Genomic DNA, 22253 nt, shown 5'->3' with positions numbered 1-22253 from the left:
AAAATTTTTACCTCAATGTAATCCATTCGTCACGGTGAATGACCTCCAGCCGGTGTACTTCTCCCAGCTTCGGTACAATCTGACGGCTGGGTAAACCTTGAATACTGCGCAGCTGAGTGTCATCGTAATTCACAATCCCGCGTCCCAGCAATTTGGAGTCTGGTCCAAGGACTTCTACAACATCCCCAGCGTGAAAGTTACCTTCGATCTGCTTGACGCCGACAGGCAGCAGACTATGACCGCCATGAAGCAGCGCTTCAACGGCGCCTTCGTCAACGTACAGGGAGCCGAGTGGGGTGGACATAAAGCCAAGCCATTGCTTTTTAACAGGTAAAGAAGATAACTTGGTTGCAAAATAAGTACCTCGGCCCGAGCCTGTCGCTGCGAGTTGTAAATCCCCTGGTTCGGTAGCTCTCCCAACAAAGACGGGCACACCGCCTCGTGTAGCGATCTTGGCAGCATCGATTTTTGAACGCATGCCACCTGTCCCCACACTAGAGCCAGCTCCACCAGCAATAGCATAAATCTCCGGCGTAATATCATCAACGAACTGATAGCGAACAGCGTCGGGATGTTTCCGAGGATCTCCACTATATAAGCCATCCATGTCAGTTAAGACTAGCAATCTGGTGGCTTTCAGCAGGTTAGCTACCAACGCGGACAAAGTATCGTTATCACCGAATTTTAACTCATCAACGGAGACGGTGTCATTCTCGTTAAATACGGGTACCGCTCCTAGGCGAAGCAGCTCTTCTACCGTCATCATCGCGTTGTTCATAGCTCTGCGACTACAAAAGTCGGTACGGGTTAGTAGGATCTGTGCTGTGGTTATTCCATGCTCGGCAAAAGCTTCCTGATATGCCTGCATGAGCAGTACTTGGCCTACAGCAGCAGCTGCTTGCTTCTCATGCAGCAGCTTCGGACGTGTAGGATAACCGATACTGCGAAAGCCTGCGGCTACAGCACCGGAGGTTACTAATAACACCTCGCAGCCGTTTCTCTTCAATTCGGCAATCTCTGAAGCGAAGAAGGACACGGCTTCGCGATTCAATCCGCCTTCTGTTCCAGTCAGTGAGCTGCTGCCTATTTTGACTACGATTCGTGTCGTCATATCTGTTCACTTCCTCAGTATTTTTATAGATGCTGAAAACGACAAAAAGCCCCCATCCTTAGACTTAGCAAAGGACGAAAGCTTGTAAACTTCCGCGGTACCACCTTCATTGATGAGGGATCATCCGACTTCATTCTCGTAACGGGAGGATCCGTCCTGCTTAGCACAGGCCGCTCGGGGGTAGGATTCGGAACGAAAACCGCGGTAAATTCTTTCAGCCTGTCGGAATTTACTCTCTAGGCGCGGTTAGACTCATTCTTACTGGTCCCGTCTGCACGTTTCACTTATTTTCAATAGAATACCATGGAGATGGTTGCTTTGCAAAGGAAAAACGAAGGGACTATTTCTCTCATTAGAAAGCTTTGATTATTCAGTTTAACCTCTAAGTAAGGGGGTGGGATACTTATAATCTGTTACCAAGAGGTGGATTAAATTGACTAAAGACAACAATCCTGAGCAGGCGCAGAATCAAGATCTAAACGAAAAAGCGGCCAGTTAATGAAAGTGCGGCTCGGTGTCAGATGATCTGAGCAGCCTTCCAAGGGTCTATTCTTCGGTTAATTCAGATACCGTAGATTTAAATGTTTCTACAAAAGCTTTAGCGGCTTTAGATAAATAACGTCCACGTCGATAGGCTACGACAAGTGTTCGGCTAGGGGCAGGATCAGTGAGCGGTAAGTAGACAGGGACGAATTCACTCCGCGGTGCACGGGCAATAAAATGAGGCACAAGAGTTACACCCATTCCAGTGGCGACCAGTGACTGAACTGTTTCCATGTTATTGCTCTCAAAAACAATTTTTGGTTCGAAGCCAGCGTTTCGGCACAGATCCATAGTCATTTTACGGAAGCCTTGGCCTTCTTTAAGTACGATAAATGGCTCGTCCTTTAGTTCTTCCAAAGAGGTCTTAGTTCCATCTAAGCTACGTTTAGCTAGCGGGTGTTCGGGTGGGACTGCAAGATCGATCCTTTCCTCACCCAGTTCTTCGTAAGCAAGAGCCGGAATTTCGAGCGGCAATGAGAGCAGGCTTAAATCAGTCTGACCACTCGCAGTGAGCTTCTCTAGGTTCATGGAGGAGTCTTCGAGCAGAGTGATTTCTACTTCCGGGTAATTTTGTTTAAAAACCGGAAGTACATGCGGTAGTAAATGTGCACCAGTGATCGGCATACTGCCTACAACGACGCGTCCGGTACGCAATTCAGAAATATCAGACATTTCTTGTCGCAGCAGTTCTACGCCATCAATAATGATTTGGGCTTGCTCTACGAATTTAGATCCAGCATAGGTCAGTTCAACAGAGCTGGTATTTCGCTGGAACAGCATTACACCGAGCTCTTTTTCCAGCTTGGAAAGCTGCTGACTGAGTGATGGTTGGGCAATGTGCAGCTTGTCCGCTGCACGGGAGAAGTTTTTTTCGGCTGCGATTTGCAGTACATATTGTAGTTGTCTCAGTTCCATGTATAAACTCCTTTGGGAGATTGTTTTTACTTATAAGTATAAGCTATGAAACTGAAGTTTTATATAGGTTCACATGTAAGTTCGTGCACGAACGCACTGACCGGCAAATAGGAAGGGGTGGATTACCAGTATTCGCTGGAGTCCTTTATGTTTGCCGGTCTAATTTCGATGCTACGCTATTACGTCTTACTATACTTTGCGGGCTGGAGAGATGCTTTGAGGGTTGTTAAATATATTTCCCGGGTCATATTTAGCTTTGACTCTCCGTAATCTAGGATAGTTCGCTCCATAATATACTGGTCCGGAATTTTTAATTCCCTGGTCTGGAACGTTGATGTAGCTCCCCACGATAAATGGCTGCAGCTTCCGGCGTGTATTTCGTACTACGAATATATTTCTGGCAGCTTCCGATTTCTTGATCCATGAGCTATTCCACTCAACATAGAATTTCGCTTTACGCCAGTAAAAGGCTGTAGATTTGGGTGACTTACGGCTCACAGCTCCACCCCAGTTGAGGAAAAAGAAACCTGCGAATTCTCCCTCCACTTTCTCTAAGAATTCACGCATGGACTTAATTGCCTTGTCCGGGAAGGGTTTTCTTACGAAACCGCTGGAGAACTGGTTGCTGACTCTTTGAGTTAGCACTGGATCAGGCACTAACATAAAACTCACTACTTTTGTATAGGGCAAAGAGCGGATGATTTGATTCGTAGGCGTTCCAACGCTCGTAACGGGCTTTAAGAGGCGGGAAGCCTCTGCCTTTGATCCGAGGAACAGCCCCGTCATAGTGACATTACCGCCTTTTTTCGGACCAATGGATAATTCACTGCCCAGTTTGGTATTAACGCAAGGAGCCCAGAGTTGCCAAGCTTTGAATACCTTCTCGAACTGATCCCAAGGCCAGGTGATACGAAAAACGGTAGCCGAAGCTGGAGCAGGACGTACTTTGAATTTGTAACTGGTGTAAACTCCGAAATTCCCCCCGCCACCTCCGCGGGAAGCCCAGAGGAGATCAGAGTTACTATTCTTATTGGCACGAATAATTTTCCCTTTGGCATCAACCATTTCGAGTTCGATTAGATTATCACTAACAAGGCCCACGGTTCGCTGGAGCGGCCCGATACCCCCGCCTAGGGTGATGCCTCCGATTCCAACCGTAGGGCTATCGCCGAATGGAGCCATATATCCTTGCCCAGCAAGCGTGTGTGCAATTCTCCCCACAGTATTTCCGGTACCCACAACAACAGTTCCTGATTTTTTATTTAGTTTGATTTTCTTCATTTCACTTACATCGATGACGATTCCTCCGGTGACCTGTGAAAGATTAACCTCCAGAGAATGTCTACCGCTTCTTGCACGGATGGGGACTTTATTCTCGTTAGCCCATTTTATGGCGTTCGCTACATCTTGTGTTTTTTGTGCGAAAACAAACACTTTCGGGAATTTGTCAGTATGCGGATCCCAATTTTTACGTGCCGTTTCATACCCTTGATCACCTTTGAAAATAACTCGCCCGGTAAGTCTCGTTCCTGACCTCAATTGTTCCAACTCCTTCTGCGCTAACAAATGCACTGCATTTCAACAACCAGGACCCGATATAGTATGAAGGGCATTCGTCTAAGGAGTGGGCTGACTAGGGTCTCAGCAAAAAAATCATCTTCAATTTATAGGTTAAACCTATCACTTCTATAGATATCATATCTTGGAATTATAAAGATGGTGATGTTATATTTAGATCATTCAAGAGAGACTCCACGCTCTCTTCCAATGAACGATTCTATTAATGAGGTGAAATTATGAGCAACAAGACAATGTTTGAAAAGATTTGGGATAATCATGTTATTCATCAAGAGGAAGGTAAACCTAGCATTATTTATATCGATCTGCATTTGGTTCATGAAGTAACTTCTCCACAAGCTTTCGAAGGACTTCGCCTCAGTAACCGCAAGGTCCGCCGTCCTGAGCTGACTTTCGCTACAATGGACCACAACGTTCCTACCAAGGATCGTTTTAACATTAAGGATCCAATTTCCAAGCAGCAAATTGATACACTTTCTAAAAACTGTGCTGATTTTGGAGTTAGATTGTTCGACCTGAATGATATCGATCAAGGCGTTGTACACGTAATGGGACCTGAGATCGGTTTGACGCACCCTGGTAAAACTATCGTTTGCGGTGACAGCCATACCTCCACACATGGAGCATTTGGTGCGCTGGCTTTTGGTATCGGTACTAGTGAAGTTGAACATGTAATGGCTACCCAATGTTTGCAGCAATCCAAAGCTAAGACTATGGAAGTTCGTTTCACAGGTAAACGCAATCCTGGTGTAACAGCAAAGGATATGATCCTTGGTGTTATTGCTAAGTATGGTACTGATTTTGCAACAGGTTATGTAATTGAATACACAGGTGAAGCTATTCGTGAGCTGTCGATGGAAGAACGTATGACCGTCTGCAACATGTCGATCGAAGGCGGAGCAAGAGCAGGTTTGATCGCTCCTGACGAAACTACTTTTAACTATCTGCGTGGACGTCAATATGTGCCGCAAGGCGAAGCATACGACGCTGCTGTTGAAGGATGGAAGAGTCTTGTTAGTGACGAAGGTGCTCAGTATGATACGGTAGTTGAATTCGATGTGGAGACATTGATTCCACAAGTGACTTGGGGTACTAGCCCGGGCATGGGTACTGATATCAACTCTAGCGTGCCAAATCCGGCTGACTTTACCACTGAAAATGAACGCAAAGCTGCTGAAAAAGCGCTTGAATATATGGATTTGACTCCTGGAACTCCTATTTCTGAAATTCCAATTGATTATGTATTTATCGGTTCTTGTACTAACGGACGGATCGAAGATTTGAGAGCCGCAGCCGTGGTAGCAAAAGGCCATAAAGTCTCTGATAAGGTTACTGCCATTGTTGTTCCTGGATCTGGTCGTGTTAAAATGCAGGCTGAGAAGGAAGGGCTTGATAAAGTCTTTACTGACGCGGGCTTTGAATGGCGCGAAGCGGGATGCAGCATGTGTCTTGCGATGAACCCTGATGTACTGCAACCGGGGCAACGCTGTGCATCTACCTCGAACCGTAACTTTGAAGGACGTCAAGGTCGCGGTGGACGCACGCATCTTGTATCCCCAGCTATGGCTGCTGCAGCTGCGATAAAAGGCCGTTTCACTGATGTACGTGATTGGAACTATAAGACGGAAGCTGTCAGCTCATAGAACTAGAGAGAACACGGGAGGATAAAACTATGGATGCTTTTAAAAAATTAACAGGAATTGTTGCACCAGTAGATCGGGTGAATGTAGATACGGATGCTATTATCCCAAAGCAGTTCCTGAAACGGATTGAACGGACAGGATTTGGACAATTTTTGTTCTACGAATGGCGTTTTGATGAAGCTGGTAACGATAACGCTGCCTTTGAAATGAATAAGCCACGCTATAAAGGTGCTTCTGTCTTGATCTCACGTGCTAACTTTGGCTGTGGTTCCTCACGGGAACATGCACCTTGGGCGATTATGGATTATGGGTTCAGAGTTGTTATTGCACCTTCTTATGCAGATATCTTCTACAACAACTGCTTTAAGAATGGCATTTTGCCGATCAAGCTTTCGGAAGAGCAAGTGGATGAGCTATTTAATCGGACAGCCGAGCATGATGGCTACCAGTTGACCGTGGATCTTGAGAGCAATACACTTCACGATGAATTTGGACTGAGCATCAGCTTTGATCTGGATGAGCACCGTCGTCAGTTCTTGCTGCAAGGTCTGGATGATATCGGATTAACCCTTCAGCATGCAGATGAAATTGCTGCGTATGAAGAGCGTCATGCGGCTAAGTTATTCTCTTAATAATAGGATATAACTGGTTTCATTCTTAACTTTTACAAAAATTACGCAAAACTTCTATTTCCGGGTGTCGGAAATAGAAGTTTTTTTGCTATAATCGAAATATTGATTGGTGATAAAGGAAACATTTGGTGATTTCTGTCGTCTTAATACTTATCTAGATCTATTACTTGCAGAAGGAGCGGGAAAATGAGAAGAGTTGGGTATCGAACGTTGCTACTATTGTTGCTGCCATTATTATTACTATCATTCACTGGACGTGAAGCTGCCGCAGCTGGTAGCAGCTCAGGCAGAATTATTATGGACAATCAAGAGCTTGCTTTGCCAAAAGGAATTAAACTTGAGAATGTCAATGGTAGCGTTATGATTCCCGTCAGAGTGGTAGTGGAGAATCTTGGATTTGAGGTATTGTGGGAGCAGCAGGCCCGCAAAGTAACGGTTCACCAAGATGGAAAAAGCATTGAGCTGGCTGTAGGAAAAAAAACAGCTGATGCGGATGGAGTAACGTTTGATTTAAACGCAGCACCCAAGCAAAGCGGTGGTACAGTTCTCGTTCCGATTCGCTTCGTAAGTGAGCAGTTCGGTCTAAAGGTTGGCTGGGATAATAGCGATAAAACGGTCTATTTGACGGGTGGACAAGCTTCGGTGGCTACACCTGAGGGAACCGTTACTAGTCCAACAGCAACAAGTACTCCTTCTCCAACCCAGATTACTACACCCGGCGTGGATAATGGCACAAGCACTGGAAGTGTTTTGCCCTCACCGACACCACAATCATCCTCAGTACCAGGAAGCACTGGTGTGAATGCAGCAGGTCCGCTGGTAAATGGGGCAGCCTTCACTGAGAATCGATTAATCATCGCTGTTTCTGGGGCCCCTAAACCTAGCATCACAAAAATGAGCAGTCCAGATCGAATCGTTGTAGATTTTCCCGGTGCAGCTTTTGCTCCTGATTTCGTAGGAGGTCTACCGAGTATTACCACAAACGGAAGTCCGCAAGGGAAGCTGGATGTTACTGGTTACCCTCTAGTTTCTGAGATCCGGTATGCGTTGTTCAGTGTAAGTCCTTCTACTGTTAGGTTCGTGATTCAAACGGTCGGGAGCCAGCCTTATCAATTAAGTACGGATGAAAGTACTGGACTGGTGACACTGGATTTGAATGTTACAGGCAGTGAAGGGAACACCTCAGGTGGTAGTGGAATGACAGGAAAGCCAGTTGTAGTTCTCGACGCGGGTCATGGAGGGACACAATCAGGAGCAGTCAGTCTCACGGGTAAGCTGGAAAAAGACTTCAATCTGGCAGTTATCCGTAAAGTGCAAACACTACTTATGCAGGAAGCTTTGGTTGACGTCGTATTTACTAGGACTGAAGACATTACGTTGGGTCTTCAGGATCGAGTAAATATCGCAGAAGCAGCAAAGGCTAATCTATTTATTTCAGTGCATGGGAATTCACTAGAGCTGGGTTATCCGAATAGAGACAAAATAAATGGCAGTGAAACGTACTATTCGCGTAGTGGGAGTCTGCCGCTTGCTCAGGTCATGCACAAACATCTGATAGCAGGTACTGGATTCAAGGACAACGGAGTAAGAACGAAAAGTCTGCATGTTACAAGAGAAACCAGTATGCCGGCAGTACTTCTAGAAGTGGGGTATCTTACTAATTCAGGAAATGAATCAGGGATGTATAGTGAGCAGCTTCAAGACAAATTAGCGAGAGAAATTGTAGCCGGTATTAAGGAATATCTAGGACTTTAATGCTTAATGTTGGTGAGATTTCTCAATTTTTATGGAATATATTCGCAACCTTTATAGATTATTAGCGTCTAATAGAGGTCTGAGGTTGACGTAGACAGGCCATCACGATCGCCATTCACAGGCGAATACTAGATTTAGAGGTGAAGAATGAAGAAATTCAGTTTGATGTTGTTTTTGTTGCTCTTAGTATTTGTTTTGCCTGAGAACGGACATGCTGCTGCCGGGAATAGCAAGATTTTTCTGGACGGCAAGGAGCTGACCGCAGGGCAAAATGTCCCGGTTGAGAATGTGAATGATACAATCATGGTGCCGTTAAGGTTGATCTCTGAAAGCCTTGGATATAACGTGGGTTGGGATCAGAAGAGCAAGACGGTAACGATTGAACAGCAAGGAAAAGTCATCAAATTGGTTGTGAATCAAAAGATAGCCTCAGTTGATGACAAGACAGTAACACTTACCACAGCACCTATCCTTCGTAGTAATACGACACTTGTACCGATTCGGTTCATTAGTGAACAGTTCGGATTAAATGTCTCGTGGGACAACGTGAAGAAGAGTGTGTATCTTATTACCCCAGGATCCTCAAATGATAACGGCAGTTCAGGTGGAAATACTGAAAATGGTGGATCTGAGGTTGTACCGCCGGTAGATCCTTCTAAGAATTTAGCGATGGTAAATGGTGTGAGCTTTAGCGAAAATCGTTTGAGCATAGCCATGGAGGGTAATTCAGTACCGAAAGTGACAGTGATGACTGGGCCGGATCGGTTAGTTGTTGATTTACCTAATGCCACCTTCTCAGACCTATTTGGCACAGGACAGATCCTTGATCCTGACCTAAACGGTAGCTTGGAAGTGAAAGATTATCCCGATGTATCAGGAGTACGTTACTCCCTTTATAGCACGAATCCTTATACAGTACGTTTTGTAATCGATTTGAACTATGCTAAGAATTACAACGTTAGCGTAACTGGAGACGATTCTAAGCTGGTTGTAATCGATCTAAATGCGGAAAGCACTGATGATACTACTACACAACCAGGAAATAATGGCAGAAAGCTAGTAGTATTAGATGCAGGGCATGGTGCTAAAGATTCTGGAGCAGTGGGTGTTACAGGTAAATACGAGAAGAATTTTAATTTGGCCATCGTACTTAAGACAGCTGAATTGCTGAAAAAAGAAAGTAATATTGACGTCGTGTTAACACGAAGTAATGATACTTTCTTGGAGCTTAAAGAAAGAGCCGCTATGGCGAATAATTTAAAAGCTGATATCTTCATATCTGTACACGCCAATAGCTCAGGTTCCTCATCAGCTAGTGGAACAGAAACGTATTATCAACGGGAAGCCAGTAAAGCATTGGCGAACGTGATGCATAAATATCTTGTTCAAGCTACAGGGCTTAGTGATCGCGGTGTACGTTATGGGAATTTCCATGTTATCCGTGAAACGAAAATGCCTGCAGTATTACTTGAAGTGGGATACCTTAGCAACAAAAAAGATGAAGCATTGCTCTTTACAGATGCACTTCAAAACAAAGTTGCGGCTTCAATAGTGAGTGGGATTAAGGAATATTTGGGTATAAAATAACAGACCAGTGGCAGACGAGCGCCGCAAAGTCAGCTTTCTGCTTTTATTTTAAAAGGCAAGAAGTGGTTTTGCGGTACCTGTCTGCCCGTATTCATCTAGAGGAGGCGTTTATTAATGATGAAACAAAAATGGAGTACAATTGGGATCGCTACACTGCTTCTGCTAGTGATTGCTGGCTGTGGAGACAAGCCTACTGCGGCTCCAGCAAATGGTGTGGAGCAAGAGACTTCAAATGTTGTAAGTGGTGCGGGAGAAAGTACACCGGCTCCAAGCGATGAACCAGGAAACGAAGTGACTAGCACTCCGCAACCGACAGCAGATAATAGCAACACAGAAACTCAGGCAACTGCAAAGCCAGTAGCAGATGAGAAGCAAAAACAGAGCCAGAGTATCGATGCATATTATACGGATTCACAAGTTATGGATCTGATTCCTGCTAAGACTAGCATTAGCTTCTCTGACGATGCCCAGAAATATACAGAGACGTTCAAAGCATTGCAAAGCAACGAGAATACTGACCTTGTATCATTATGGGGCAAAATTGAACTGAAATCGTTAAAGTTTGTTGATGGTCAAATTGTGATGGATCTTCATAAACCGGATGAAGCACAGCTGGGTGCTGGTGGGGAGTCCTTAGCGATTTCATCACTTGCCAAAACCTATTTTCAATTTGAAGAAGTAAAAAGCATCGAAGTTTTGGTGGATGGTGAAAAGGTTGAAAGCTTAATGGGTCATGTTGACCTAATGCATCCTATGACTAGAGATAATAGCTAATTGTTATTACAACAAAGGATAAAAGCATCTAACTGACGAATTTTAAATTATACTATTTATTTGAGTCATAGAGAGGGGAATAATCTATTGTCCGCGCAAAAAAGGTCAAAACGACCATTGAAGGCTTATTCTACGAAAGCAGTATCGGCTGTTATGGCTGGAACCATGATTTTTAGTGGCGCAAGCACAGTGTTTGCAGACACAGCTGCTACGACAACAGCAACAACCACTACACAATCTGTAGGAATTTTTAGCGATGTGAAGACAGGCTTCTGGGCTGAAAAGCATATTTATAAATTAGCATCACAAGGAATTGTGGTTGGAAATAATGGTTTATTTCGCCCGGGAGATTCTGTAACTCAGCAGGAAGCAGTGCTTATGGCATTACGTTTTATGAAGTTGCAGGATAAAGTGGATACTTCTTCAGCTGTGGCCTTGCCTACTGATTTTAAGGTTTCAAATTATTACAAAGATTATGTTGTTCTAGCTTTCCAGCAAGGTCTTTTGGACAAAACTACGGAAATGTCTCCTGATAATTTGAAAACTTCATGGGGTGAACGTAAAGCATCCCGAGAATGGATTGCTGAACTGTTAATTCGTGCACTAGGTAAAAGTGCAGATGCAACTGTAGCAGCTAGCAAACCGACAGGCTTTGCAGACGATTCTAAAGTGTCTGCGAACAAAAGAGGGTATATCAACGTTGCTGTTGATCTAAAACTAGCCAATGGTCTTGACGGTAATCGCTTTGATCCACAAGGGGCTGTGACCCGTGCTCAGCTGGCGACCTTTTTCAGTCGGGCAGAAGCCCATAATACACTTGAGTATGATAACACTTACACAGGAACAATCAGTCAATTAGCAGATGGGAAACTATCCGTTTATAATAACGGAAAGACTTCTACATATACCCTGGGAGCGAGCACCGCTTATTACACAAGCGCTTCTGAAAGTAGAATAAATCTAAGTGATATCCAACCTTACACAAAGGTTACTGTAATTGGAGCGACATATAACGCAGCCTATGTTGAAGTGACTGACCCTACACAACAAGTGGAGAGCCTTTCCGGAAGTTTCGCAATGGTAGCACCTGGTAATAAGCTATGGCTGAAATCAGCTACTGGGTTCACTGAATATTACTACGATGAAACGACTACCTTTGTAGATGCGAATGGGACTTCAATTGAACCTGCTTCGCTGGTAGCAGACAGTATAGTTACGTTACAGCGTGAAACTTATAGTGGTTCACATAAAGTTGTCAAGGTTCAAGTGACTTCAGGGGTAGTTAACAAAACGACAACAGGTACCGTTCAAAGTATAGATCTTACTGGGAAAAGCATTACGTTTAAAAATGCTGCTGGTACGGTGGAAACCTTTAAATGGGAAGATGGAACTTCATTATTCACTTATCAAGCATCCGTGTTGCAGCCTGCAGAATTGAAGACAGGTTCTGCTGTTAAATATACGGTTAAAGAAAATGTGATACGTACTGTAGAAGTGACAGAAGGTATTGAACGGACCGTTCAGGGTGTACTTACAGAACTGACTAATTCAACAGTTGTTTATAAAAAAACGGATGGAACTCGTGAAGTTAAGCTACTGGCTACAAAGCCAGCAATTATTATACCGAACATGAATAGCCCTGTGGCCGATGATCTTATAGCTGATACAGTCGGTGGGGACAAGGTTCAGCTTACGCTGAACAGCAGTGATCAAGTCATAAAGATTGAAGTGTTAAGCCGCCAAATTGATCAGTTTAGTGGAGCGACAGTTATTGATTATAATAGTAAAACGCAGCTTCTAACGGTTATGGACACTGATAAAAAAGCCCATGTCGTTCAGTTGGATGAAAAAACAAAGCTCACCTATGAAGGTGTATTGCCTAACTTAACTAGTGTTGGTGCAAGATTGACTGAGAATCGCAAGGTGAATATAAAGGCAATCGGACAACGAGCATTGTCTCTGGAAGTTGTTACGAAGTATGAAGGAACCGTTACTGCTGTCAATGTTTCAGCAAGAACTATAGTTCTGAAGCTAAATGACGGACAGAGCTTGACTCTGCCTTCGCCGCAGCTTATTGATCTCTTTGGTAAAACGAATCCAACCGTAACGGATATTCCTGTTGGTAGTTATGTGACAGCCTCGTTAACGGCTGGTCAAGATTTAATCGCTGTCCTGAAAGTTAAGACCGTTCTTCAGGTTGAAGCAGCAACAGTAAATTCTGGAACCAACCGTTTGAGCATTAAATGGAGTGGAGGGACCAGTGAAATTAATCCTTATGCTATTCCATTAACAAATGAAGCAGGCGAAAGTATAAAACTTACAGCTGTGAAATCGGGAGATTTTCTTAATGTGACTTTTGATGGAAGCACTCCACTCGCTATTCAGACAGTTAAGCTTACAACGGGTCAGATTAATTCAGTCGATGCTGCAGCGAATAGTTTGGTGGTAAAAGAGTATGCTGGAGCAGCACAAAACTTTACTGTAAGCGGTGGGGTTAGAATCATACGTGATGGCGCCACAACAACTGCTCTTAGTAACTTAACAACAGCGGACAGAGTGGAGATTCGTAAAGACACGGATGGAGCGACAGTCATTCGTGTGTTACCACAGTTAACTCGTTCATTCTCTCGCTATGACAGTACGACGAACTCATTGGTGACTAAGAGAGCTAATCTGAACGATAAGTATCAGTTCACTCTTGCTTCAAATGTATATATTCATCAAGGAGATACGACATTGTCCGTGCAATCTCTGAAAGAAAATGATAATATTATAATGTATTTCAATAATGATATCGTGGTTGAAATTGTGAAACAATAGTAGCAATGGTGGATTTCTGAGTGAATCACCGTCTTGACACAGGAGCTTTGCCTGCGTCAAGACGTTTTTTTTGAAATATAAGAAAGTATAAGAGTTGTATTTTCTTGAAATGTATGAAACCATACGTTATAATACAGACTTTGCTTATATTTCTTTACATTAGAGATGACACGCTCATGTGAGTTTTAATGAGCGTAATCGCTCCGTGGAGGGGACACTATGAAAGTTGCAGAGGTCCGCCACATTTTGGATACGATTGGAGACTTGTTCCCTGATGCTCATTGCGAGCTAAATCACAGTAACGCTTTTGAATTAACGATAGCGGTACTGTTATCAGCCCAATGTACGGATGCAACGGTGAACAAAGTGACCGTGGACCTGTTCCAAAAGTACAAAGCCCCCATCGATTATATTTCTGTACCGCTGGAGGAGTTGGAGGGGGATATCCGGCGCATCGGCCTATATCGTAACAAAGCTAAGCATATCCAAAGCCTATGCTCTATACTCATAGAACAGTATGGTGGCGAGGTGCCTGAGGCTCATGACTTGCTTGTAACTTTACCCGGTGTAGGTCGTAAAACTGCAAATGTAGTAGTATCCAATGCTTTTGGAGTTCCTGCCATTGCAGTGGACACGCATGTGGAGAGGGTTGCTAAACGACTTGCATTAGCAGGCTGGAAAGATTCTGTGCTGGAAGTGGAAAAGAAGCTGATGAAGGCTGTGCCACGTGACGAATGGACGATCACTCATCACCGGCTTATCTTTTTCGGACGATATCACTGCAAGGCACAGAACCCAAAATGTCAAGTTTGCCCGCTCCTTGATGTATGTCGAGAGGGCAAAAAACGTATGAAAACAGCTGTTGTCAGGAAAGCTAAAGATCATACGCCAAAAAGTTAGAGTTGAAGAAGAGGATGGGATAGAGATGAAATGCATTTCTGTATACACAGATAATTTTGAAGTGTTCTCGGATATTTTTGATCGCGTAGTGGAAAGCCCACTCGAAGAGAACGAAGAGCAAGAAGTAGAAGGTATCACGATCAGTCATTCCGGTGACGTTCCTGAACACTATTTTGAGCGTATGTCAGTGAAACCTGAGGTTGTTGTAATGAGAGATAAATCTCGTGGTTTGACTATTCTGCAACACGGAAAAGTATTCGAAATTCTTTTGCCTGTTTCGGAAACTGCATAAATTTAGAAGTGATAAAAGGAGTCGGCCCTAGGGCTGGCTCCTTTTTTGTTTCTTACTTTTCTAGCGAAAAAGCAGAAAGATGTTTGAATAACCTCATTTCGTAAGAGATGATAGGTTATTTTGTAAGTAGTGTGTATTTAATTTGTGTCAAACTGGTGATAAACTGTAATTATTATTTATAAAAAAGGTTCTGCGTGACATCACAGAAATTACACCTGTATAAACATTGAATAAGCATAAACGTCTTCGGCGTCCTTATAAGGACGGTAAGCGTTTAAGCGAGAAATATAAGGATAATGTATCATGTGAAACTTTTACTTTCCTATATTTTAATAATGAGTCTGATTTCGTATTCTTGAATGGGTTATATTCAAAGCATGATTAGATGGTAACAGTGGAGGTGGAGAGTCAGTGAGAGCGGAACAGGTTAGAATCGAGAAAGAGACATTAAGTGAAACGGCATCGCAGCTTTTCCAGTTGCGTGGATTAATGCATCGCTGGGGTGATGAAGGCTCTGAACGTATATATGAAGATTTACAACATAAAGAGGGTGGGAATGAGCTGACCCTTGCTTTTTGCGGACATTTTTCGGCAGGAAAATCCAGTATGATCAATCTTCTTTGCGGCAGTTCGGTGCTGCCTTCTGGACCTGTGCCGACTAGTGCGAATATTGTCTCTATTCGCAGTGGAGTTCCACGAGTGCTTATTTATCCTAGAGTTGAAGGAAGTAAAAATGATGCTGCTCCTATAGAGACAACTCCAGAAAGATTACAAGAATACTGTCGAAATGGTGGTGAATATTCCGCAATTGAAGTGTGGAATGAGATACCACTGCTAGGTAAGGATGGCGTACTATTGGATACACCTGGTGTAGATTCGACGGATGATGGTCATCAGGCGGCCACCCGCTCTGCGCTGCATTTAGCTGATGTCGTATTTTATGTGATGGATTATAACCATGTACAGTCAGAGAATAATTTGGCCTTTGCTAAAAATCTTAGTGACTGGGGTAAACCTTTGTATCTGATTGTTAATCAGATCGACAAGCACAGGGAACAAGAGATTTCCATTGAGGAATATAAACGTCAACTTGAAAATGCTTTTGAACAATGGGGGATTCATTGTGCGGGAATTCTATTCACCTCTCTCAAAAAGAAAGAGCATCCTCTTAATCATTGGGATCAGCTACTCAGCCTTATAACCGAACTGTTGGAACAAAAGGAACAGCTACTTCAATATAGCTTGTCTCGTTCTATTCATCATACAGCGGATTCTTCTCTAACTGCATTCCGTGAAGATCAGCAGGAGGAAAGAGCGGCTCTTCTTGAAGAACTAGAAGGTACGAATGCAGAGACAGTGACGAATGAACTGAAGTCACTCGAAGAAGAGAAGGCACGACTTGAGGCGTTGCCTCAGCAGTCACGAGCGAGTTTGCGAACTGGCCTAGACACCTTACTTAATAATGCTAATCTAATGCCTGCAGATGTAAGAGAGGCGTCGGGAAGCTATATGGAAAGTGCTAGCCCTACGTTTCGATTAGGGTTATTCTCTACGGCTGCACGGCGGGAGAAGGAACAAAGTAAACGACTGGCAGTCTGGCAAGGACTGTTGACCCGAGAGGTTTCCGCTCAGCTGGAATGGCATTTGATTCAGCTGGTACGTGATTGGGCGGAGAATCTCGGGCTGTGGGAGGAGGAGGCGGAGACGACTCTGAAGCAAGGGTTCCCGGCGGTGAGCCAGGAGTGGCTGGCGGCTGCAGTTAAGCCGGGAACGGGGTATAGCGGCGAGGCGCTGCTCAATTTCTGCCGCACACTTGCGGCTGATATTAAGAGCCAGTTCCGCCGTGCCGCGTTAGCGGTGAGCGATGAGCTGTTAGCGAAGCTGCCGCCGCTCATGGAGGAGCAGCGTGCAGTACTCCAGCGCCGCGAACTGGCTCTTGCGGCGCAGACGCGCGCCGTTGACGCGCTAGCCGCGCTGGACCGCGCGGCAGCTGCCCGCGCGCACGAGCTCGCGGCGCTGCTGCCGCCGCGCCGGCCCCTCACCCCCGGCATCCTGCCGGAGGTGAGGGTAACCCCGCGAGCGGCTGCGCAGAGCGCCGCACCGCGGGAGGTCCAGCCGCCGCAAAACGTCGCGGCTGGAAGTGCCGCCGCCGCAAATTGGGCGGCGGGAACGGCTTCGCCGGCGGGCGGACGCCGCCGGCTATCCGCAGCCGCTGACGCGCTGGCGGCTGCGGCAGAGCTGCTGCGCCGCGAGCCAGCGATGGCATCGGCGGCGCGGAGTCTGGCCGCACGGGCGGAGGATCTCGCCGGCGGCCGCTTTACCCTCGCGCTGTTTGGTGCATTCAGCGCGGGTAAGTCCTCCTTCGCCAACGCTTTGCTCGGCGAAGAAGTGCTGCCCGTGTCTCCACATCCTGCCACGGCTGCGGTCAACCGCATTTTGGCGCCGGAAGGTGACTTCCGCCATGCCAGCGCGGTTGTCACAATGAAGACGATGGCAGATTTCTGGGATGACATCTGCCATTCCTTCAGTGTGCTGCAACTAGGAGAACCACAGCAAAACTCATGGACAACAGTTCTAGCAAGCTTGCCTGCAAGGGGAATTCATCCTTCTGCGTTGCCACATGCTGGATTTCTAAGGGCAGCAGCGGCTGGCTGGGCAGAAGCTAAGCCCTTGCTGGGAACGGTGCGAATTGTTGATTTAGAAGAATACCGAGGCCTTGTAGCAGAGGAGACCCGAGCCTGTTTTGTGCAGGGGATTGATCTGTATTATGCCTGTCCATTGACCGAAAGCGGAATTGTACTCGTGGATACACCAGGAGCCGACTCATTGCATGCTCGTCATACCGGCGTAACCTTTAATTACATGAAAAACGCAGACGCGATTTGTTTTGTTACCTATTACAACCACGCCTTTTCAAAAGCAGATCGAGGTCTGCTTGCGCAGCTAGGCCGAATTAAAGATAGCTTTGCACTTGATAAAATGTTCTTTATTATCAACGCTTCTGATCTTGCTTCAGGCGAAGATGAATTGGAAGAGGTACGAGAACATGTTGCTCAAAATTTACGTGCAGGCGGCTTACGCTCGCCGAGAATTTATGCACTATCTAGCTTGCTTGCTCTGGAAGGCAAAACCCAGCATGATTATGCACGCTATGAGGCTTCCCGTTTCCATCATTTTGAGCAAGCCTTATCAAGCTTTGCGGGAGACGAACTTCCTCAGCTTTCACTTAACGCAGCTGCAGAGAGCATCGCATCTGTTCGCCGCAGGGCGGAAGAGTGGCAGAATCTCGCTTCCATGGCGGCAAACGAGCGTGAAGCAGGATTAAAAGAAATGCAAGAACGTCGTCAGCTGGCTATGAAGAGACTTTCCCTATTGGAGACCGAAGAACGTCCTAGCAGAGATCTTGTTCATGAAGGTGAGGAACTGATCTATCATGTCTGTCAACGAATTAGCTTCTCCTTCACCAGAAATTTTCAGGAATCTTTCCACCCCTCATTATTACGTGAGGACGCAGGAAATTTAAAAGCTATCTTCGCTGCGTGTGGTGCAGAGCTGATGCGTACCACAAAGCGTGAATTGGAGCAAGAGCTATGGGCGACAACGCTGCGACTAGAAAGTACCGGGCGTAGACTTGTTCATGAAGCGGCTGAAGCGGCTGCTACTGAGCTGTTTTTCTCTACTCAAGAGTTTCATCTGATGGAGAATGAAGAAGCAGCATGGCCTTCTCCTAGTGAGCTGGAATGCCAGCTTCAGTCCGTGGAATGGCCAACCTTATGGGGACATTTCAAATCCCCTCGCTATTTCTTTGAAGGCGCTGGCCGGGAGCAAGTCAAAGGTGCGGCTGAGCCTCTTGTGAAAGAAGCTGTTAATGTTGCGGCGGCAGAGCAGAAGAAAAAATTGCTTGCGCATTATGTCGATTGCATAGCCAGAGAATTAAAGGTTGCTGCAGAACGCCTACAAGAAGGGTTAGCGGAGCAAGAGAAAGCGATGTTAGATCTCCTTAAAGGGGGTGAATCCGCAGATCATTGGGGTCAATTAGGTCACCAATTATCTCTCTTGGAACAATCTTTCGTTGATAGATTAGACAAAAATCTTTGAAATTTGTAGGAAATTGTCGAAGAACACTTGCAATCTGGCGTATGATGGATGAAAATAAAGAAGCCTGAAAATATACAATGAAACTGTTTTGTTTTCAGAAATTTATGGAAACGAGATAGTCAATTTGCCGAAAGAGGTTGAAATCGACAATGTGGGGAGCTCCTTTTTCAGCTCAAAGCCGCAAGCTGCTGCTACTGGGCAGCGGGGAACTGGGTAAGGAAGTCATAATCGAAGCTCAACGTCTTGGCGTAGAGACCGTAGCTGTAGACCGTTATAGCGATGCACCAGCGATGGGTGTAGCTCATCGTTCACATGTTATTGATATGCTGGATGCAGAGGCGCTTAAAACGCTTATTCGCTCAGAAAAACCGGATGTTATTGTTCCGGAGATTGAAGCAATCGCTACTCATGCTCTTCAAGAGCTTGAAGAGGAAGGTTTCTTCGTTGTTCCGACCGCACGAGCGGCTCGTCTGACCATGGACAGAGAAGGCATTCGCCGACTTGCTGCTGAAGAACTTGGATTGCCAACAGCGGATTATCGTTTTGCAGATAGTCTGGAAGAACTGCATCAAGCCGTTGCAGAACTAGGCACTCCTTGTGTCATCAAGCCGATTATGAGTTCTTCCGGCAAAGGTCAGAGTGTTTGCAAAAGACCGGAGGATGCGGAAGAATGCTGGAACACTGCTTTGGATGGAGCGAGAGCTAAAGGCACTCGTGTTATCGTAGAGGCATTCGTTACCTTTGAAAGCGAGATTACACTTTTAACGGTGCGGTCCGTGTCTGGCACGATATTTTGTCCACCTATTGGGCATATTCAGAAGGACGGGGATTATGTCGAATCATGGCAGCCTCACTTTATGAAGGCGGAACTTCTGGATGAAGCTCAGTCTATTGCCAAGGCAGTTACCGATCAGCTCGGAGGTTTTGGTATTTTTGGAGTGGAGCTTTTCTTGACGGATCGAGGCGTATTGTTTAGTGAAGTGTCCCCTAGACCTCATGATACGGGGATGGTAACGATGGCAACGCAGGATTTATCTCAATTTGCAGTGCATGTCAGAGCTATTCTTGGTTTTCCAGTCCAGTCAGTACAATTACTGACACCAGGTGCCTCAGCTACGCTGAAGGCTGAAGGAGAAGGACGAGCTTTTGTTGTGACCGGAATTGGTGAAGCTTTGGATCTACCTAGGACTCAGGTTCGGGTGTTTGGTAAACCAGAAGTCCGTCCAGGGCGGCGGATGGCTGTAGCGTTAAGTGCGGCGGAAAATGTGGAAATCGCGCGGACGGTAGCCAAGCAGGCAGCGTCTATGCTAAAAGTGGAGGTAAATGAGGATGAACAGTAGTACCATGGCACCTGTACTGGAAATTCGCAAATGCGGCTTGAATGATCTGGAGAGAGTGACAGCGCTTCTGCGTGAATTCGGCTATCCAACAACGCTTAGCGTGATGAAAGAGAGACTGGAAAGCATGGAGAATAACCATCTCCAATGCACGCTTGTTGCAGAACTAAACAATGAAGTTGTGGGAATGGTCGGTCTTAGACAGGTAATCTCGTATTACAAACAGACAGATTGTATCACTGAGATTACTGCACTTATCGTATCAGAAGAACTCAGAGGAAACGGACTCGGTAAAAGACTTGTGGCCGCAGCTGAAGAATGGGCACGTGAGCAAGGTTGCTGTCAGCTCTTCTTGAGAAGTGGTAACCGCGTAGAACGCGCACCGGCACATGCTTTTTATCGTCATCTAGGTTTCGAAAAGACAGCAGGCTATCGCTTTAACAAAGCGTTGCTATAATACTTATAGGTTCCGATCATCCCCATCCCAGCTACGGCGGGATGGTTTTTTTTGCTCAAAATCTATTTAAATAACTTAACCATAGATGGAATAGTTTGAATCATATAGAATGAATTTTATGACAGCTAAATAAATCGTGTCCAAAGAGGGATGAGAAATGTACAAGTTAATTCTTGCTGAAGATGAAGAAGATGTAAGGGAAGGGGTCATCAGTCAGATTGATTGGGAGCACTATGGCTTCGAAATTGTAGAACAGGCGGAGAATGGACGAGAGGCAGCGGATGCGATAGATCGTTTACTCCCGGATGTAGTTGTGACTGATATTCAAATGCCTTTTATGAACGGGCTGCAGCTGGCGGAATGGATTCGCGAGCGGCATCCTAATACCAAGATCATTATTCTGACAGGGTATGATGAATTTGAATATGCACAGAAGGCGATTAAACTGCAAATCGATGAGTATATTTTGAAACCGTTTTCTTCACAGGAGCTGATTGATGTTCTGCTAAAGGTCAGAGCCACTATAGAGGCTGAAATCGCAGAGAAGGAGAATGTTTTTGTACTCAGTGAGCATTATCGGAAAAGTCTGCCTGTGCTGCGTGAGCAGTTTTTATCTTCACTAGTTTCACGCAAGTTACGAATGAATGAAATAGACGAGAAAAGTTCGGAATACGGAATAGATCTACATGGAAAATGGTTCCAAGCCTCGGTAATTAGTGTGGATTATATTCGTCCAGAGCGGGAAACGGTTAGCCTTACCGCAGGTAAGCAAATTTCTTTGCGAGATACGGGAGAGAGAAATTTACAGCTCTTCGCTGTGCTGAATATTGCAGAAGAATTATGTAATAAGCATAATTTTGGCAGGGTGTTTATCCATCGTGATGAGGTAGTGCTTCTTTCCATTTGTGATGCAGGAGAAGAAACTGAAATTACGGGGAAGACTTTTGAAATTCTAGAAGAAATCCGCCACAATGTGCAGCGGTTTCTTAAGCTAACGGTAACCGCTGGTTCTGGAACGGTTTGTCACTCGCCTGCTATGCTATTTAACTCCTTTGGAGATGCCATGCAAGCGTTAGATTATCGTCTCATTCTTGGCAATAACAGAGTCATTTGGATCGAGGATGTGGAGTCACGTTCGAATACACTCTTGGCCTATGATGAATTGACCCAGCAGTCCTTAATCCGAACGATTAAGATGGGAACCGTACAGGAGCTTAAGGAGGTCGTGGAGGAGTTATTTGGCGGATTGAATGCTGAGCAGGTATCTACTCAGGATTATCAAATTTTTTTGCTGGAGATTATTACATCCATCCTGCGTGTAGCCAAAGAGTCCGGTAGTGATGCTGCTAAGTTCGTTGGATCTGGCATTTCCTCATTAAGTGAGATGAATAAATTCAATAGTATGAGTGAAGCCAAGCAATGGATTATTACGATCTGCAGCCGGCTAATGGACTCTATTGCCTTAGAACGCCAATCTAGCTATAAGCTGCTCATTGATGAAGCTAAAGATTACATCCGTAGCCATTATGAGGAATCGGATATTTCTATCGGAAAGGTCTGTCAGCATTTACATATCAGTACGGGTTATTTTAGCAGTATTTTTAAGAAGGAAATGAAGATGACTTTCGTTAGTTATCTCTTGCAAATCCGATTAGAGGCAGCGAAGGAACTTTTACGCTCCACGGAACTGAAGGCTTTTGAAATCGCCGAGAAAATTGGCTTTGCTGATCCTAACTATTTCAGCTTTTGCTTCCGCAAAAAATATGGTCAGTCTCCCAAAGAGTATAAAAATAGCTCCAGAGGAGGGTAGT

15 protein-coding genes are annotated in these 22253 nt (G+C 45.2%); 12 read left to right on the top strand and 3 right to left on the bottom strand.

The features are described 5' to 3' along the window. Nucleotides 1–7 precede the first annotated feature (7 nt). The 3 genes from proB to NSS87_RS21325 form a co-directional block, all read right to left on the bottom strand. Nucleotides 8–1111, bottom strand: a complete 1104-nt coding sequence (gene proB / locus NSS87_RS21335) for a glutamate 5-kinase (RefSeq protein WP_042190091.1) — start codon at nt 1109–1111, stop codon at nt 8–10. A 546-nt stretch (nt 1112–1657) separates the two neighbouring features. Beyond that, entirely contained in the window at nt 1658–2569 is a 912-nt protein-coding gene (locus tag NSS87_RS21330; RefSeq protein ID WP_076284590.1) for a LysR family transcriptional regulator, read from the bottom strand. A 189-nt stretch (nt 2570–2758) separates the two neighbouring features. Then, nucleotides 2759–4108 carry an FAD-binding oxidoreductase gene (locus NSS87_RS21325; RefSeq protein ID WP_339242659.1) on the bottom strand — a complete coding sequence of 450 codons (1350 nt, stop codon included), beginning with the start codon at nt 4106–4108 and terminating at the stop codon, nt 2759–2761. Nucleotides 4109–4365: 257 nt separating this feature from the next. Between NSS87_RS21325 and leuC the strand changes: the two genes are divergently transcribed. The 12 genes from leuC (at nt 4366) to NSS87_RS21265 (ending at nt 22252) form a co-directional block, all read left to right on the top strand. After that, nucleotides 4366–5790 carry a 3-isopropylmalate dehydratase large subunit gene (leuC, locus tag NSS87_RS21320; RefSeq protein ID WP_042190084.1) on the top strand — a complete coding sequence of 475 codons (1425 nt, stop codon included), beginning with the start codon at nt 4366–4368 and terminating at the stop codon, nt 5788–5790. Between the two features lie 29 nt (nt 5791–5819). Beyond that, entirely contained in the window at nt 5820–6422 is a 603-nt protein-coding gene (gene leuD, locus NSS87_RS21315; protein WP_042190082.1) for a 3-isopropylmalate dehydratase small subunit, read from the top strand. Nucleotides 6423–6608: 186 nt separating this feature from the next. Continuing rightward, the gene (locus NSS87_RS21310) at nt 6609–8177 is read left to right on the top strand and encodes an N-acetylmuramoyl-L-alanine amidase family protein (protein WP_042190080.1); all 1569 of its coding nucleotides are present in this window, start codon (nt 6609–6611) and stop codon (nt 8175–8177) included. A gap of 147 nt (nt 8178–8324) precedes the next feature. Continuing rightward, nucleotides 8325–9764, top strand: coding sequence for an N-acetylmuramoyl-L-alanine amidase family protein (locus NSS87_RS21305; RefSeq protein ID WP_339242656.1), 1440 nt, complete (start codon nt 8325–8327; stop codon nt 9762–9764). 114 nt (nt 9765–9878) lie between these two features. Beyond that, nucleotides 9879–10538 (top strand): GerMN domain-containing protein, encoded by a 660-nt coding sequence (locus NSS87_RS21300; protein WP_042190076.1) that lies wholly within the window; start codon nt 9879–9881, stop codon nt 10536–10538. Nucleotides 10539–10625: 87 nt separating this feature from the next. After that, nucleotides 10626–13358, top strand: coding sequence for an S-layer homology domain-containing protein (locus NSS87_RS21295; protein WP_339242653.1), 2733 nt, complete (start codon nt 10626–10628; stop codon nt 13356–13358). 219 nt (nt 13359–13577) lie between these two features. Then, nucleotides 13578–14258 (top strand): endonuclease III, encoded by a 681-nt coding sequence (nth, locus tag NSS87_RS21290; RefSeq protein ID WP_042190074.1) that lies wholly within the window; start codon nt 13578–13580, stop codon nt 14256–14258. A 25-nt stretch (nt 14259–14283) separates the two neighbouring features. Next, complete coding sequence (locus tag NSS87_RS21285; protein ID WP_042129455.1) at nt 14284–14550, top strand: hypothetical protein; 267 nt, start codon at nt 14284–14286, stop codon at nt 14548–14550. 411 nt (nt 14551–14961) lie between these two features. Beyond that, nucleotides 14962–18648: a dynamin family protein gene (locus tag NSS87_RS21280; RefSeq protein ID WP_339242650.1), complete on the top strand. Its 3687-nt coding sequence runs from the start codon at nt 14962–14964 to the stop codon at nt 18646–18648. 149 nt (nt 18649–18797) lie between these two features. Further along, nucleotides 18798–19988: a formate-dependent phosphoribosylglycinamide formyltransferase gene (gene purT, locus NSS87_RS21275; protein WP_042190070.1), complete on the top strand. Its 1191-nt coding sequence runs from the start codon at nt 18798–18800 to the stop codon at nt 19986–19988. Beyond that, nucleotides 19978–20442 carry a GNAT family N-acetyltransferase gene (locus NSS87_RS21270; protein WP_231573317.1) on the top strand — a complete coding sequence of 155 codons (465 nt, stop codon included), beginning with the start codon at nt 19978–19980 and terminating at the stop codon, nt 20440–20442. Before purT ends, NSS87_RS21270 begins: the two co-directional genes overlap by 11 nt. 157 nt (nt 20443–20599) lie before the next feature. After that, a complete protein-coding gene (locus NSS87_RS21265; protein ID WP_042190068.1) occupies nt 20600–22252 on the top strand; it encodes a response regulator in 1653 nt (550 codons plus the stop codon). The last annotated feature ends 1 nt before the right edge of the window (nt 22253 follow it).

The sequence above is a fragment of the Paenibacillus sp. FSL F4-0243 genome (assembly GCF_037963295.1).
In the GTDB taxonomy this organism is placed as follows: Bacteria; Bacillota; Bacilli; order Paenibacillales; family Paenibacillaceae; genus Paenibacillus_AQ.
This window is presented reverse-complemented; position numbering and strand designations above follow the sequence as displayed.

Excerpts from the sequence above, each read along its gene's own strand:
- leuD (WP_042190082.1), top strand. The coding sequence starts at position 5,820 with ATGGATGCTTTTAAAAAATTAACAGGAATTGTTGCACCAGTAGATCGG.
- leuC (WP_042190084.1), top strand. The coding sequence starts at position 4,366 with ATGAGCAACAAGACAATGTTTGAAAAGATTTGGGATAATCATGTTATT.
- NSS87_RS21305 (WP_339242656.1), top strand. The coding sequence starts at position 8,325 with ATGAAGAAATTCAGTTTGATGTTGTTTTTGTTGCTCTTAGTATTTGTT.
- NSS87_RS21330 (WP_076284590.1), bottom strand. The coding sequence starts at position 2,569 with ATGGAACTGAGACAACTACAATATGTACTGCAAATCGCAGCCGAAAAA.
- purT (WP_042190070.1), top strand. The coding sequence starts at position 18,798 with ATGTGGGGAGCTCCTTTTTCAGCTCAAAGCCGCAAGCTGCTGCTACTG.
- nth (WP_042190074.1), top strand. The coding sequence starts at position 13,578 with ATGAAAGTTGCAGAGGTCCGCCACATTTTGGATACGATTGGAGACTTG.
- NSS87_RS21265 (WP_042190068.1), top strand. The coding sequence starts at position 20,600 with ATGTACAAGTTAATTCTTGCTGAAGATGAAGAAGATGTAAGGGAAGGG.
- NSS87_RS21285 (WP_042129455.1), top strand. The coding sequence starts at position 14,284 with ATGAAATGCATTTCTGTATACACAGATAATTTTGAAGTGTTCTCGGAT.
- NSS87_RS21270 (WP_231573317.1), top strand. The coding sequence starts at position 19,978 with ATGAACAGTAGTACCATGGCACCTGTACTGGAAATTCGCAAATGCGGC.
- proB (WP_042190091.1), bottom strand. The coding sequence starts at position 1,111 with ATGACGACACGAATCGTAGTCAAAATAGGCAGCAGCTCACTGACTGGA.
- NSS87_RS21300 (WP_042190076.1), top strand. The coding sequence starts at position 9,879 with ATGATGAAACAAAAATGGAGTACAATTGGGATCGCTACACTGCTTCTG.
- NSS87_RS21310 (WP_042190080.1), top strand. The coding sequence starts at position 6,609 with ATGAGAAGAGTTGGGTATCGAACGTTGCTACTATTGTTGCTGCCATTA.